The sequence below is a fragment of the Streptosporangium sp. NPDC000396 genome (assembly GCF_042898655.1).
Classification (GTDB): domain Bacteria; phylum Actinomycetota; class Actinomycetes; order Streptosporangiales; family Streptosporangiaceae; genus Streptosporangium.
Map to the genome: position 1 here is coordinate 316,868 of NZ_JBIAZA010000001.1, position 14,796 is coordinate 331,663.

General features: G+C 71.0%; 12 protein-coding genes. 4 read left to right on the forward strand and 8 right to left on the reverse strand.

Translation table 11 applies throughout. The features are described 5' to 3' along the window. Nucleotides 1-321: 321 nt before the first annotated feature. Nucleotides 322-1,449, forward strand: coding sequence for a hypothetical protein (locus ACFY2X_RS01405; protein WP_389930807.1), 1,128 nt, complete (start codon nucleotides 322-324; stop codon nucleotides 1,447-1,449). Further along, nucleotides 1,446-2,696: an MFS transporter gene (locus ACFY2X_RS01410; RefSeq protein WP_389930809.1), complete on the forward strand. Its 1,251-nt coding sequence runs from the start codon at nucleotides 1,446-1,448 to the stop codon at nucleotides 2,694-2,696. The genes ACFY2X_RS01405 and ACFY2X_RS01410 overlap by 4 nt, the downstream gene beginning before the upstream one ends. A gap of 97 nt (nucleotides 2,697-2,793) precedes the next feature. Here ACFY2X_RS01410 and ACFY2X_RS01415 read toward each other — a convergent pair whose 3' ends face one another. Continuing rightward, the gene (locus ACFY2X_RS01415; RefSeq protein ID WP_389930811.1) at nucleotides 2,794-4,440 is read right to left on the reverse strand and encodes a flavin monoamine oxidase family protein; all 1,647 of its coding nucleotides are present in this window, start codon (nucleotides 4,438-4,440) and stop codon (nucleotides 2,794-2,796) included. Nucleotides 4,441-4,675: 235 nt separating this feature from the next. Further along, nucleotides 4,676-5,371: a TetR/AcrR family transcriptional regulator gene (locus ACFY2X_RS01420; RefSeq protein ID WP_389930814.1), complete on the reverse strand. Its 696-nt coding sequence runs from the start codon at nucleotides 5,369-5,371 to the stop codon at nucleotides 4,676-4,678. A gap of 127 nt (nucleotides 5,372-5,498) precedes the next feature. Between ACFY2X_RS01420 and ACFY2X_RS01425 the strand changes: the two genes are divergently transcribed. Together ACFY2X_RS01425 and ACFY2X_RS01430 are read left to right on the forward strand one after the other, a co-directional pair. Next, nucleotides 5,499-7,181, forward strand: a complete 1,683-nt coding sequence (locus tag ACFY2X_RS01425; RefSeq protein ID WP_389930816.1) for an amidohydrolase — start codon at nucleotides 5,499-5,501, stop codon at nucleotides 7,179-7,181. After that, nucleotides 7,178-7,345: a hypothetical protein gene (locus ACFY2X_RS01430; protein WP_389930818.1), complete on the forward strand. Its 168-nt coding sequence runs from the start codon at nucleotides 7,178-7,180 to the stop codon at nucleotides 7,343-7,345. The genes ACFY2X_RS01425 and ACFY2X_RS01430 overlap by 4 nt, the downstream gene beginning before the upstream one ends. A gap of 221 nt (nucleotides 7,346-7,566) precedes the next feature. On the opposite strand, the gene rpe is transcribed toward ACFY2X_RS01430, so the two are convergent. From rpe to ACFY2X_RS01460, 6 genes are all read right to left on the reverse strand, one after another. Next, nucleotides 7,567-8,223 (reverse strand): ribulose-phosphate 3-epimerase, encoded by a 657-nt coding sequence (gene rpe, locus ACFY2X_RS01435; protein WP_389930820.1) that lies wholly within the window; start codon nucleotides 8,221-8,223, stop codon nucleotides 7,567-7,569. A 256-nt stretch (nucleotides 8,224-8,479) separates the two neighbouring features. Continuing rightward, nucleotides 8,480-10,123 (reverse strand): RsmB/NOP family class I SAM-dependent RNA methyltransferase, encoded by a 1,644-nt coding sequence (locus tag ACFY2X_RS01440; RefSeq protein ID WP_389930823.1) that lies wholly within the window; start codon nucleotides 10,121-10,123, stop codon nucleotides 8,480-8,482. A gap of 5 nt (nucleotides 10,124-10,128) precedes the next feature. After that, on the reverse strand, nucleotides 10,129-11,058 hold the full coding sequence (gene fmt, locus ACFY2X_RS01445) for a methionyl-tRNA formyltransferase (RefSeq protein ID WP_389930826.1): 930 nt from the start codon (nucleotides 11,056-11,058) through the stop codon (nucleotides 10,129-10,131). A gap of 5 nt (nucleotides 11,059-11,063) precedes the next feature. Beyond that, nucleotides 11,064-11,612, reverse strand: a complete 549-nt coding sequence (def, locus tag ACFY2X_RS01450) for a peptide deformylase (RefSeq protein ID WP_389930828.1) — start codon at nucleotides 11,610-11,612, stop codon at nucleotides 11,064-11,066. 92 nt (nucleotides 11,613-11,704) lie between these two features. Beyond that, entirely contained in the window at nucleotides 11,705-13,087 is a 1,383-nt protein-coding gene (locus ACFY2X_RS01455; RefSeq protein ID WP_389930830.1) for a hypothetical protein, read from the reverse strand. Between the two features lie 39 nt (nucleotides 13,088-13,126). Further along, nucleotides 13,127-14,776, reverse strand: a complete 1,650-nt coding sequence (locus ACFY2X_RS01460) for a hypothetical protein (protein WP_389930831.1) — start codon at nucleotides 14,774-14,776, stop codon at nucleotides 13,127-13,129. Between the last annotated feature and the right edge of the window lie 20 nt (nucleotides 14,777-14,796).

Here is a 14,796-nt window from a genome sequence, read left to right on the forward strand (position 1 = left end):
GCCGCGCCGCCCCGCTCGCGGGATCGTCCCGGCTGACGGTGGCGTCCCGCCACGGCGAACTCCGCCAACGAAAAACCGCATCAACGGAACAACTCTCGTTCGCGTTTATTTCACAGGCGTTTATTTCACAGGCGGCGTGGCGGCGGGTGACCCGTTCGCCTCCGCACGCCCGCTCATTCCGGCGACGTTTCCGGTTCGGCGGTCCGTTCATTTCCGCGAAGGCCCCCCGGACAGCGCCGTGGACGTCGGTGGGCACCGAGTCGCGCCGCCGTCTTCAAGCCCCTTCCGAGCCGATTCGGTTTCCGATGACAAGAGGTTTTCATGCCCGCTGAAGTTCGCGAGGACATATGGTCCGGCGTGTCGACGCTCCTCGACTCCTATCTGCATCTGTCCGGCGGCGACCGCCTGGCGATCCTCTACACGCCGGACTGCCGGGAACCGGCCGCCTGGGTGGCGACGGTCGCCGCCGAGCGGGGCGTCCATCCGACGATCGTCGCCATGGCCCCCATAGAGGACGACGAACTGCCCGCCCGGCTGGACGAGGCACTGCATCCGGCCGCGGTGGGGACGGGCCGGTTCGTCGTGCTCACGATCGAACGCCACAGCATGTCCCACTTCGCAGTGCTGCGTGATCTCCAGAACCGGATCGGCAGGGAACGCTGCGACGTCGCCCGCATCATCGGCGGCGGGGCCGACTTCTTCGCCATCGGGATGAACGCCACACCGGACGAGCTGTCCGGGTACAACGCCTCGATCCTCTCGCGCCTGCGGTCGAGCAAACGGATCACCGTGTCGACCGAACTCGGCACGTATCTGGAGATCGAATTCGATCACGACCGGTACACCTGGACCAGCAACCGCGGGAAACTGCGTAAGGGGTCCTTCCTCGTCCTGCCTGCGGGAGAGGTGGCGACCTACCCCGCGCGGATCAACGGCCGTCTGGTCGCCGATGCGGCCTTCAACGCCAACATCTACACGGAGATCGACGCGCGACTGGCCCGCAGCCCCGTCACCGTGGACGTCTCGGACAACGAGGCGGTCGACTATCACTGCGCGGACCCGCAGGTGAGCCGCCTCATCGAGCTGTGCTGGAGTGTTCCGAACGCGCGGCGGGTCGGGGAACTCGGATTCGGCACGAACGCCGGGGTGAACCGCCTTGTCGCCATGAACTCCCACATAAACGAGCGGGTCCCAGGCGTGCATCTCGGTTTCGGCCAGCACAACCAGCCCGTCAACCTGGTCGACTACTTCTGCGACATCCATCTGGATCTCATCGCCCAGGGCGGGACGATCAGCTCCACCGAATGGCTCGGGGAGACCATCGACCTGTCGCAGCCGGTGGACGACGGCACCCCTCATCCCGACGGGGTCAACGACGAGGACATCGACGGCGACTGCTGTTCGCTGAGCTTCGAGCAGTGCGCGTTTCTCGCGAACCCGGAAGGATGACGTCCCGGGGAGCCGGCGGAGCGGAGTCGCCTCCCTCCCGGGGGCTGCTCGGGAACCCGGGCTTTCTGAGGTTCCTCATCGCCCGGGCCCAGTCACACCTGGGCTCCGCGATGACGACGGCGACCGTTCCGCTCATCGCCGCCGTCTGGCTTCGCGCCACACCGGGCGAGGTGGCCCTGCTCGTCTCCGCCTCCTTCTCGTGCCTGACGGCCGGCCGTACGGTGACCGCCCTCGTGGCCGAACGCACGGGCATGCGGGTGAGGGCGATGATCACCATCGACGCGGCCTTGGCGGTCACCGTCGGAGCGATTCCCGTGCTCGCCGCCACGGGCATCCTCACAATGGGCCGGCTCACCGTCCTGACCGCGCTGTCGGCCCTGCTCGCGGGTGCCTACGGATCATTCTCCGGGCCGTTCATGTTCGACTTGATAGCGCCGGACCAGGTGACGAAGGCGAACAGCGCGATCAGCTTCATCGGCAGCGCGGCCGGCATCGCCGGTCCGGGGCTGGCCGGCGTGCTCATCCAACTGCTGAGCATGCCCCTCGTCTTGGTCGCCGACGCCTCGAGTTACCTGATCTCCATCGCCCTCACGCTGCCGTTCCGTGGCCGGGGCGCCTCTCGACCGCGGGACGGCGGCCCGGACGTCTCTCCCGTGGGGGGCGTCCGGGGTTTCCTTGTCGTGTTCGGCCGTGGTTCGCGAACGTTCGTGCTCAGTGGCGGCGTCGTGAGCCTGGTCAACGGCATGGCCCTCGCGCTGCTGCCGGTTTACGCCATCCGCGAGCTCGGCCTGCCGGCGAACGTGTACGCGGGCGTGCTCGGTGTCGGCGCGGTCGGAGGCCTGCTGGGCGCGGTCGCGGCGCCGTTCCTGGAGTCCAGGTTCGGGCGCGGGCAGGGCGCCGCCCTCTCCGGCGCCCTGGCATTGGGGGCGCTCTGCGCGCTGCCCGCCGCCCGGCCGGGCTGGGGCGCCGCGGCCGGGTGCCTGGCGTACGAACTGGTCGGCAGCTTCGGCGGCGCCGTCTACGTGGTCTTGATGATGTCCTCCGTCGCCTCCTCGGTGCCCCGTCGAGCACTGGCGAGATCCATCGCGTCCGCGGCTCTGGTGCTGGATCTCGGGACCGCCGTGGGCGCGGCCGCCGGAGGCTTCGTGGCGGGCTTCACGGGCGTCCGCGGGGCGTTGACCGCCGGCCTGCTCGCGGGGGCGACCGTCATCGCCGCCCTGTGCGCTCCACCCTTCCTCCGGCGGTAGCGGCGCGCCTGACCGCCTGCCACTTCCCCCAGCAGCCGACCGTTCACGGCGGGGACGTGGTGCTGGACCCCGCCCCGCGCCCCTGACCTGGCTCGACTCAAATCTGGCTGTTGATCTCGCTCGCTACCCGAAGTCCGGAGGCCACCGCGGCGTTCAGGGTGGAGTTGTCGACGTCGGTGTGTTCACCGGCGAAGTGGATGCGGCCTTCCTGGACCGCTTCGTATCCGGCGATCGAGGTGTACTGACCGACCTTGTAGTAGTGGTAGGCACCGAAGTGCCGGGGGTCGAGGGACCAGCGATCCTCGTACGCCTTGCCGGTGTAGGCGGCCGTGGTGCCCGGGTAGAGGTGCTCGATCTGGGAGAGGAAGGAGTTCACGTCGGCGGTCGGCGCCGGGCCGTGCGCCGCTCCGGTGAGAGCGTCGCGGGCGGTGTTCCCGCCGGGGAAGTTGACGAGCAGGGCCGGTGCTCCGTTCGCGCCTGAGGGGACCGAGCCGTCCCAGGCCGTCTGATAGCCGAGTGGCCCGGTGTTGGTGACGCCGTTGTACCCGAGTGCGGGCCAGGTCTTCTTCGAGAGCTGGGTGACGAGCTTCGCGTTCTGGCCGATCCCCTGCTGCGTGATCGCCTTGAGCTTCAGCGCGGACAGGTTGGCTCGGGAGAGATCGACGTTGCGGAGTGTGCTGAACGGCAGGGCCAGCACCACGTGGTCTGCCGGGACGGAGACTGTGCTGCCGGAGTGGTTGAAGGTGCAGGTGTAGCTGCCGTCGCCGTTCTGGCACAGGGCTATGAGCTCGTACCCCTGCCGAACGGTCCCGGCTGGAAGCTGTCCGATCATCCCGCTGACGAGCTGGTCGTTGCCGCCGACGATGTGGTACTTCTCGTCGAAGCCGCGCGCGCCGACGAAGGTGGAGGACGCGCCGAGGAAACCGATCATGCCCAGCGCGGAGGACTCGGCGGGTTCACCGCCCGACTGTAGCTGGATGGACTGGATCAGCTGACCGAGCGGCGAGCCGGAGGAGAGGCCGATCTCGGCGAGATAGTCCAGGCAGGACAGTTGGTCGAGCCGGTATGCCTCGGCGGTGTAGCTGTTGTACCGCGGCGTACCCATGGCCTGATATGAGGCATGGAAGGCGTCGTACGCCTCGGCGACCCAGTCGGCCTGCTGCTGGGTGCCGTTGTACACGGTGCTGTTGACCCAGGCGGTGTAGTCGCCGGAGGTGAGTTCCCCACCGTTCGCGAACTCGCGCTTGAGGCCCAAGCTGGTCGCCAGGTTGAGGATCTCGGAGTCGGACGAGCTGATGAAGGACCCGCCGTGCTCGCTGACCTGGCCATTGTCGAAGAAGCCGCGCAAGGACCAGCAACGGCCGCCGACGTGGCTGGTGTCCGCCTCATAGACCGTTGCGGCGACCGGCTTGCTCTGAGTCCACAGCCGGTGGGCGCAGCGGAGCCCCGCGAGGCCCGCCCCGATGATCACGATGCGGGGCGCGGTCGCCGCGGCGGCCCGGGATGGGGCGAGCAGTCCTGCGGGCAGGCTGGTGGCGGCGATCGCGCCCGCGGCGCCGAGGACCTGGCGGCGACTGAATACGCGTTCGGCGCGCTCACCGACGACCTCTTCGACGGGAATCCTGCGGCGTCGCGCCTCGGCATGGGCGGAGAACACGGCGCGCAGCGGATCGGGGATGCCCGCTCGGTTGACGGAGTTGGACGGGGACTGGGCTGAGCGCTGGCCGGGGGGGTTGTTGTGCACGGAGTTCCTCTTCTCGGGATGGTGGCAGCTGGTTCCCTCGCGGCCGTCCCGCAGGGGAAATGCGCATGCTCCCGCGCGGCTGACGGCAGGTCAGACAGGCTCGAGCGGCGGCATTGATGCCCGACGCCTTTTTCCGAGTTGGTGGGAGTGAAACCCTTGCGCATCGCTGTTGTCAACAGTGATGCGCAATGAGTGTGCCGATACCGTGCCCGGTGCTCCGTGGCCTCGCGCGGGGTCAGGCCCCGCGAACGGCCTCGGCTCGCCGCTCGATCGCGGTGATCAGAGCCTCGACCCTGGCGTGGAAGATCTGGTCGTGCGTCACCTCGGCCAGCTGCGCGCTCAGGCGGGTGATGTTGGGGAAACCTTGGGCGTCGACCAGCCGGTACTCACGACTCCACGAGGATTCGTCGCCGGCCCGGACGTCCGGATCGAAGAGCAGGTAGGCGGCGCGCTGGCCGACGTAGGCCAGCAGCGAGTCGCCGACCATACGGTAGTGGACGGCCGCCTCCGCGCCGTCGAGTCCGGCCTCCGTAACGGCTCCGAGGATGAGTTCGACGATGCGGAACTCGTTGGCGCGCCTGGTGGTCCGGCTGGCCATGGTCGAGCTGACCACCGGGTACTTGAGCGCGACCGCCAGCGAGGCGGCGGCGAGCGCCCGCAGCCGCCCCTTCCAGTCAAGGCCGTCGGGGATGCTGTCGAGCACCTCGCCCAAGGTCCGGTCCGCGACGGACAGCAGCAGCTCGTCCTTGTCGCGGAAGTGTCGGTAGATCGCGGTCGGGTCGGCGCCCAGCTCCTCGCCGAGGCGTCGGACCGTGAAAGCGTCCGCGCTGCCGCGGGCCGCGATGCACAGGCTCGCTTCGATGATCGCGTCGGGCGTCAGCTGGGTGCCGACGCGCTTCCTTCGGGCGGGGGTGACGGGTGGTTTCGACATGGTGTCACCAGTGTATCGATGTGAGAGCGAGATGGCGCAACACTGTTGACAACAGCGATGCGCTGACGTTCACTCCTCTTCAACAACACGCCGTGCGGGCCCGCCCGCCGAGTCGAGGGATGCGTCGATGGCAAACAGCAGGCAGCGAGCCGACATCGTCTTCGTGGGGGGCCGGGTCTTCACCGGCACCTCGTCGGAGCCGATCGAAGCCGCCGTCGCGACCGGCGGCGGCCGGATCCTTGCGGTCGGCGATGAGACGTCGGTTCGCTCGCTGACGGACGGTGCCAGCGAGGTGGTCGACCTCGCGGGCGGCCTGCTCGTCCCCGGTTTCCAGGACGCCCACGTCCACCCGGCGGTGGCCGGCGTCCAGATGCTGCGCTGCGACCTGTCCGGGCAGCGCTCCGTCGACGGCTACCTCACGGTGATCGCCGAATACGCCAAGGCCAACCCCGACGCGGCCTGGATCAGCGGCGGCGGCTGGTCGATGGACGTCTTCCCCGACGGCACCCCGACCCGCGCCATGCTCGACGTGGTGGTACCGGACCGGCCCGTGCTGCTCACCAACCGGGACGGCCACGGGGCCTGGGTGAACTCGCTGGCGCTCCGGCTGTCGGGCGTCGACCGGGACACCCCCGACCCGGCGGACGGAAGGATCGAGAGGGAGCCGGACGGCAGCCCGGCCGGCACCCTCCACGAGGGGGCGATGGACCTGGTCGGTGTCCATGTGCCCGTCGCGACACCGGACGAGGCGCACGCCGGTCTACTCGTGGCACAGCAGCACCTGTTCTCGCTCGGGGTGACCAGTTGGCAGGACGCCATGATCGGCGCCTTCCCCGGCAACCCCGACAACTTCGACGTCTACCTGCGCGCGGCAGGCGACGGCTCGCTCCAGGCCCGCGTCGTCGGCGCGCTGTGGTGGGACCGCGAACGCGGCCTGGAGCAGCTCCCCGAGTTGGAGGAGCGCCGCCGTACCGGACAGGTGGGCCGGTTCAAGGCCACCACGGTGAAGATCATGCAGGACGGTATCGCGGAGAACTTCACCGCGAGCATGCTGGAGCCCTACCTCGACCGCTGCGGCTGCCCCACCGGCAACTCCGGGCTCACCTTCGTCGCTCCTCAGCTGCTGACCGAGGCGGTGTGCGCGCTGGACCGGTCGGGCTTCCAGGTCCATTTCCACGCGCTGGGGGACCGCGCGGTCCGCGAGGCGCTCGACGCGCTGGCCGCAGCCCGCGCGGCCAACGGGACCAACGACAACCGCCACCATCTGGCCCATCTGCAGGTGGTCCACCCCGACGACCTCGGGCGCTTCGCTCAGCTGGGGGCCGCCGCGAACATCCAGGCGTTGTGGGCCGCGCACGAGCCGCAGATGGACGAACTGACGATCCCCTTCCTCGGGCCCGAGCGCTCCGCCCTGCAGTATCCGTTCGGGGATCTTCAGCGTGCCGGCGCGCGACTGGTCGCCGGCAGCGATTGGTCGGTGAGCAGCCCCAACCCGCTGTGGGGCATCCATGTCGCCGTCAACCGGGCCGTGCCCGTGGACGCGCCCAATGCCTCGGCCACCGGCAAGCCGCGCGAACCGTTCTACCCGGAGCAGGCGCTCACGCTGGCTCAGGCCGTCACCGCGTACACCGCTGGAAGCGCGTGGGTGAACCACCTCGACGACGTCACCGGGACCGTCGAGGTGGGCAAGTACGCGGACCTCGTCGTGCTGGACCGGGACCCGTTCGAGCGTCCGGCCGAAGAGATCGGCGAGACCCGGGTGCGCCGGACCTATGTCGACGGACGGCTGGTCTTCGCCTCGACCGATTGAGCAAGAACACGCACGACCTGGCGGTCATCCGCTACGTCTGCGACGAGGCCCTGGTGATGTACCGGGGACGAACCATAGAACACCAGCCCGTCGCGGATCTCCTCGCCGCGCCCCGACATCCCTGTACACGGCTGCTGCTCGCGTCCGTGCCACGCCCGGGATGAGACCCCGACGCCATCGGCCGCCAACGCCGCGAACTCGGGGCGCTCTCGACCGGCGGGCGGCCTACGCCCGCCCGCACGGGGTCCGGCATCTGTTCGCCGCCTCGCGAAACCCGGCCTGGCGCCGCCGCACCGGTCATGCGAACGGCGCCGCCACAAGTCTCACGCACGCCGGAAGAACGCTCCCGAAGGGTGACCGGCGCGGGCGGCCCACCCTGAAGAGATCAGTACTTCTCGGCCAGGGCCCGCAGGGCGTCCACCGCACGGGCCGGGTCGTCGGCGCCGTAGACGGCGTTACCCGCCACGAAGACGTCGGCCCCGGCCTCGGCGCAGCGCTCGATCGTCTGGTCCGACACCCCGCCGTCCACCTGCAGCCAGATCTGGCCGCCGTGCTTGTCGATCAGCGTGCGGGCCCGGCGGACCTTGGGCAGCACCATGTCGAGGAACTTCTGCCCGCCGAAACCGGGCTCGACCGTCATCAGCAGCAGCATGTCGATATCGCCGAGCAGGTCCTCGTACGGTTCGACGGGGGTCGCCGGGTTCAGCGCGAAGCCGGAGCGGGAGCCGAGCGCGCGGATCTGGCGCAGGGTCCGGACCGGCGCCTTGGCCGCCTCGGCGTGGATGGTCACGCTGCCCGCCCCGGCCTCGGCGTAAGCCGGGGCCCAGCGGTCCGGGTCTTCGATCATGAGATGGCAGTCGAGCGGCGTCGAGGTTGCCTTGAGCAGGGACTCCACGACAGGCAACCCGAGCGTCAGGTTGGGCACGAAGTGGTTGTCCATGACGTCGACGTGCAGCCAGTCGGCGTTGGGGACCGCCGCGGCCGCCTCTGCGAGGCGGGCGAAGTCGGCGGACAGGATGCTGGGCGAGATCTGTACGGCCATGATGCGGCCGAGTCTATTGTGCGGCCTCCGGCCGTCCGTCACCGGTGGGCGCTTCCACAGCCGGGTCCGGTCCCGGGAACGCGGCCACACACCGGACACCTGCCTGGCTGGTCCGGGCGGCCGCCCCGAGGCGCGGCCGCCTATCGGACGTGTGCCTGGCTGGTCCGGGCGGCCGCTCCGGAGACGCGGCCGCCCAGCGGAGAGGCCTGGGTTTCACCCCCGTCGGCGGCTCACCGAGGACGCTCCGGGTGCCTGCTCAGCGGCGGCGCAGCAGGGCCAGGAACATGGCGTCGGTGCCGTGACGGTGGGGCCAGAACTGGACGTAGGGGCCCTCCCCGAGGCCGTCGACCTCGGGGAGGTAGGAACGGGCGTCGAGGGTTTCCACGTCGTCACGGTCGCGCAGGACGTCGCCGATCACGGTGACGGTCTCGGCCAGGTGAGGCGAGCAGGTCACGTAGGCGACGACTCCCCCGGGGCGGACGGCCGCGAGGGCAGAGGACAACAGGTCACGCTGGAGCCTGCCCAGCTGGGGGAGGCTGCGGGGGTCACGCCGCCAGCGGGCTTCCGGGCGGCGGCGCAGCGCGCCCAGGCCGGTGCAGGGGGCGTCGACCATGACCCGGTCGAAGACCCCGGGCCGCCAGGCGGGGACCGTGCCGTCAGCGGTGATCACCGCGGCCTGGCGGGTGGCCTGCCGGACCAGGCGGGCGCGGTGATACTGGAGCTCGGCGGCGAGGAGGTTGGCCCCACCGGGGAAGCGCACCGGACCGGGCGCGCCGGACCGGGCGTCAGCAGACCGGGCGTCAGCAGACCGGGCGTCAGCGGACCCGGCATCGGCAGACCGGGCGTCAGCAGGCCCGGCGTCGGCGAAGGCGGCCGTGTCGCCGTGGGTGGCGATGGCGTCGAGCAGGCCCGCCTTGCCGCCGGGGCCCGCGCACAGGTCGAGCCAGCGCGAGTCGCCGCCGGTCACCGGAACGCGGGTCAGGGCCAGGGCGACGAGCTGGCTGGCCTCGTCCTGGACGGCGGCGCGCGCCTCGGCCACGGCCCGGATGGAGCCCGGGTCGCCCTCGGGCAGATAGGCCGCGTAGGGGGAGTATTCGGCGGGCTGGGCACCGGAGGCGAGAAGCTCCTCGACCGACGCGCGGCCCGGACGGGCGACCAGGGTGACCCGGGGGCGCTCGTTGTCGGCGGCCAGCAGGGCGGCGGCCTCGTCGAAGTCGCCGCCCACGGCGTCGCGCAGCGCGGTGACGATCCACCGGGGGTGGCTGTGCGCCACGGCCAGATGGCCGACCGGGTCGTCGGCGGGGTCGGGGGCCACGATCGGAAGCCACTCCTCCATGGAGCGGGTCGCGACCTTGCGCAGCACGGCGTTGGCGTACTTCGACGCGCCGGTTCCCACCCGCAGCCGTGCCAGGTCGACGGTCGTTCCCACGGCGGCGTGCGGAGGAATCCGGGTCTTGAGCAGCTGGTGCACGCCGAGGCGGATGACGTCGAGCAGCGGCGGGTCCAGGTCTTCGGGCGCCCGGTCGCTGCAGGCGGCGATGACCTCGTCGTAGGTGCCGAGGCCACGCAGGGTGCCGTAGGCGAGCTCGGTGGCCAGGCCCGCGTCACGCCCCGACAGGCGGCGCTCGCGCAGCAGCGCGGGCATCAGCAGGTTGGCGTAGGCGTCTCGCTCGTCCACCGCGCGCAGCAGGTCGTAGGCGGCGTTGCGCGCCTCGTCGCGGACCGGCTTGGGCACGACACGGCGGCCCCTGCCGCCTCCTCGGCCCCCGCCGGGCCTGCCCCCGCCGGACCCCTGACCCCGGCCGCCGGGCGCACCCGCCTGACCGCCGCGTGAGTGGCCGGAGCCACCGGCGCCACGACCTCCACGCGGAGCACCTCCGCCGCTCCCCCGATCACCCATGATCCCTAACCCAGCCGATCTTCGTCTGTGAGACGCACACCACGGGCCCACTCTCCCGCGCTCATCAGGCGCTTGCCCTGGGGCTGGACCTCACCCAGCTCGACCGGGTGCGTGGCCGTGCCGACCATGACGGAGTTCTTGGACGCCGCGATCTGTCCGGGGGCCAGCCCCGGGGCGTCGGGTGCGAGCCGTACGGGGCCGACCTTGACCCGCTGGCCGCGGAACTCCGTCCACGTGCCCGGGGCGGGGGTGCAGGCGCGGATCAGCCGGTCCACCCGCATGGCGGGCGCGGACCAGTCGATTCTGGCGTCATCCACATTGATCTTCGAGGTGTGGCTCACCCCGTCGGCGGACTGCGGCACGGCCTCCAGCTTGCCGTCCTCGATGCCGTCCATGGTCGCCAGCAGCAGCTCGGCGCCGGACTCCGCCAGCCGGGTGAGCAGGTCGCCGCTGGTGTCGGCGGGCCGGATCTCCTCGGTCACCATGCCGTAGACCGGGCCCGCGTCCAGCTCCTTGATGATCTGGAAAGTGGTCGCACCGGTGATCTCGTCACCGTGCAGCACGGCGTACTGCACCGGGGCGGCACCGCGCCAGGCGGGCAGCAGCGAGAAGTGGAGGTTGACCCAGCCGTGGCGCGGGATGTCCAGGGCGGCCTGCGGCAGGAGCGCGCCGTACGCCACCACCGGACAGCAGTCGGGGTCGATCTGCCGCAACCGCTCCAGGAACTCCGGGTCACCCGCCTTCTGCGGGCGGAGCACCTCGATGCCCGCCTCCTCGGCGAGCTCGGCGACGGGGCTCGGGTGGACCTTGCGGCCCCGGCCCGAGTGGGCGTCCGGCCGCGTGACGACGGCGACGACCTCGTGGCGCGGCGAGTCGAGCATGGCCCGCAGCGAGGGCAGAGCGGTGTCCGGAGTTCCGGCGAAGACCAGGCGCAAGGTTCCTACAGAGCCTTCCCGTGGGTGGCGTGCGGGGAGAACTTGAACGCGGGGGCCGACAGCCCGCTCCACTCGGCCTCGCGGATCTCCTTCATGGCGAGCTTGCGCTGCTTGGGGTCCATCCGGTCGATGAACAGCACCCCGTCCAGATGGTCGGTCTCGTGCTGGAAGCAGCGGGCCATCAGGTCGGTGCCCTCAAGGGTGACCGGCTCGCCGTACATGTTGAACCCCTTGGCCACGGCCCGGATGGCCCGGGGCGTGGGGAACGACAGGCCGGGGAAGGACAGGCAGCCCTCCTCGCCCTCCTCGTCCTTCTCCTCCGAGAGGTCGAGGTCGGGGTTGATCAGGTGGCCGAGCTGGTCGTCCACGTAGTAGGTGAAGACGCGGAGTCCCACCCCGATCTGCGGCGCGGCCAGTCCGGCCCCGGGGGCGTCCATCATCGTGTCGGTGAGGTCTTTGACGAGCTTGCGCAGCTCCTTGTCGAAGTCCTTCACCGGCACCGCTGGGGTGCGCAGCACCGGGTCGCCGAAAAGGCGGATCGGCTGAATGGACAACGGGGCTCTCCTCACGTCTTCGGGGATCCCCCCAGTCTAAGGGCCACGGGGAGTGACCCTCAGATCTTCCGCTCGCCCGTGGCGGGAGGCCCCTATCGGGACCGGACCTTCATGGCGGCTTTCCGCGCGGCCTTGGCCACCGCCGCGTCCCCGTGGCGGGCGCCCAGCAGGTCCAGCACGGCGATCGTGTCGGGGTGGTCCACCTGGGCCATCTCCTCGACCACGCGGACCAGGTCGTCGCCGGGTTCGAGCATGTCGAACTCGCACATCGCCCCGGGGGCGTTGCCGAGGTGGATCAGCGAGGCGAGCGTGTCGATCGCGATCCAGGTGCTGTCGGCGGGGGTGAGGGCGGGCGCGGGCAGGTCGCGGATGTGCAGCCAGGACGCGGCGTAGCGCCACATGGCGGGCTCGGCGAGCGCCTCCCTGAGCGGTTCCTCGGCTTCGGGGCCGAGCTCCTCCAAGATCTTGCCGACGGTGCCGCGCTGGCCGGCCGTACCGGATGCGGCGATCTTGACCAGCTCGCGGGCGGCGAATTCGGGGGGGCGGGACTCCAGCCAGACGGTGACGGCGCTGGGCGCGGCGGAGCGCTTCATGATCGCGTCGACCAACTCGGCCGCGTCGAGGCCGGCGAAGACGGCGACCTCGTCCTGGGTGGGCGCGTCGTGGCCCTCGCGTAACAGGTCCTGGCGGACCGCCCACATGCCGAGCGGGGTCAGCCTGGGCCGGCCCGCCTCTGACGGCTCGATGAGCCCGCAGTAGCCGAGAAGCGCGAGCGCCTCGTCCAGCTCTCCCGGGAGGGCGGCGGTCAGCGCCCTCATGTCGGCCGGGCGGGCCTCACAGGCCACCTCATGCGACTGGAGGATCCCCTTGACCAGGGTGGCGGTGGAGAGGCCCTCGCGCACGGCGTACATCGTGGCGAGCATCTCGGCGAGGTGATCGTCCACCACCGCCGAGCCGGTCAGGCTCTCGTCGGCGCGGTCGAGGACGTCCATGACCACGCCGTCCCAGAACTCCAGCAGCGCCCGCGGGGGGAGCTCGGCGGAGAGCGCCAGCGGACCGGCCGTCGCCGTGCCCCGGGAGATGCGGAGCATGCCGGTGTTGACCGCCACGACCCAGAGCAGGTGCAGCCGCGCCGGGCCGGGCAGCCCGAGCTCGGCGCACGGCAGGAAGGGGTCGGGCAGCAGGCCCTCCGGGGTCACCTGGCGGGTGCCGGTCCACGCGGCCAGCCTCTGGGCGTCGAGCACCAGCGGAACCTCGAGCACCGCCGCCGCGAGCTGCCCGTCCGGGGCGAGCGTGACCGGCGGGAAGCTCAGCACGTCGGTGTCGCAGCCAGGGCGTTCGCCGCTTTCGTCGGCGGCGCGGATCTCGTCGAGGAGTGCCGCGCGCGCCTCCTGAGCTCCCGATCCGAGGTCGTCCACGAGCCTGCGCAGCTCGCCGAGATCGAAGACGTTGCCGGTGTTCCCGCTCTTTGCCACCCGTGAAACTTACTCCACTCAAGCCCCACGGGTGTACGGCTAGCCGATAGCGCGGGAGCGTGCTTTGAAGGCGGCCTTGCGCGCCGCCTTGGCCACGTTCTGGTCGTGCAGGGAACGGCCGAGCAGCTCAAGAACCTCGACGACCTCCGGATGGTCCACCCGCCACATCTCCTCGATCACGTGCGCGGGCGGGCCGGAGGCCGCCATGTTCTCGGCGAACTCGTCCGGGTCGTTCTCGGCGGCGGAGATGGCCAGGGCGAGCATGTCCACGCTCATCCAGAGCACCTCCTCCTGGGTGAGCGCCGGGGCGGCCAGACCGCGCGAGGAGAGCCAGTGGATGGCGTGCGGGCGCAGTTCGGTCTCCTCCAGGTAGCGGCGGACCGCGTCCGCGGCGTCCGGGCCGAGCCGGTCGACGATCGTCACCGCGATGCCCCGCACGGCCGAGGGCGCTCCGGAGGCGGCGCCCAGCAGGTCGGTGGCGGCATCCTCGGGGGTCCGGTTGCGCAACCAGCCCTCGATGTCGGCCTCGGCCATCTCGGTGGGCATCCCGGACAGCAGGCCCTCGATGAGATCGGGCGCGTCCGCGGTGGTCAGGTCGGCGGCTTCCGGAGCCTCGATGCCCAGGCCGGTGTAGAGCTCCCGGAGACCCCAGACGGCCAGGTGGGTCAGCTCCAGCGTCTCCTCGCCGGGCTCGGCCATCCCGCAGTAGACCAGCCGTCGCAGGACCTCACCGATGTCGACCTCGCCCTCGTCCATCAGCCCGATCTCCTCCAGGTATTCCACGACCAGGGGGATCGGCACCGGCGCCTGCAGCCGGTACAGCATGTCGCACAGGCCGTAGAGCTCCTCGTCGAGAGCCCGGTTGCCGGTGACGGCGCCGTCGGTCTCCTTCTCCACGAGGAACTCCACCACGGCCGCCCACGTGTCGAGCGGGTCGAGGTCCTCGCCGTCGAAGATGGCGGTGCCCTCGACCGCGACCAGGCCGGTGTGCACCGCCAGGTTCCACAGGAGGCCGGGGTCGGCGACCGCGAGCTGGGCGGTGGCCTCGGCGGCGTCGCGGACCCTGAGCCGTCCTTTGACGGTCGGCGTGCGGCCTCCGGCCAGCATCCACTGGACCAGCCGGCGGACGTCGGTCACCAGGGGCACCCGCAGGGCGCCGTCGGCCAGCACCGCGCGGGGTGCGAGCCGTACGGCGGGAAGGGGGGCGCAGGCGGGGCAGTCGCAGAACTCGGCCGGCTCCTCGACCTCCTCGACCGTCGACAGCGCCAGGTCGTCCTGCTCCAGCGAGTCGGCGCCCATGGCGCTGAACAGGCTCTTGGCCATGCCGAACCGGGAGGTGTCGGCGAGCGCGATCGGCATCTCGGGTTCGATCCGGTCCAGGGTGGCTCGCATGCGGGCGGCCATCTTGCCGCCGATCTCTTCGGTCGCGAGCAGGAAGTCAACGAGAGTGCGGGCGGCGGCGACGGTTTCGGGGGCGCTTTCCGGTGGGGCGATGACCTTGCGCGGATAGATGTTGAGCAGCAGTTCCTCGAAAGTGACCTGGGTGAAATCCCCCAGCTCGTGCACGTCCAGGTAGTCGCTCGCGTAGTCGCAGAGCAGCCGCACCTCGTCCGCGTCAACGTCCAGGCCGTGCGCACGCCCCCAGGCACGCAGATCGTCCACGGCCCGATTCACCCATTCGATCGACACAGGGGAAAATTAACGGCTTA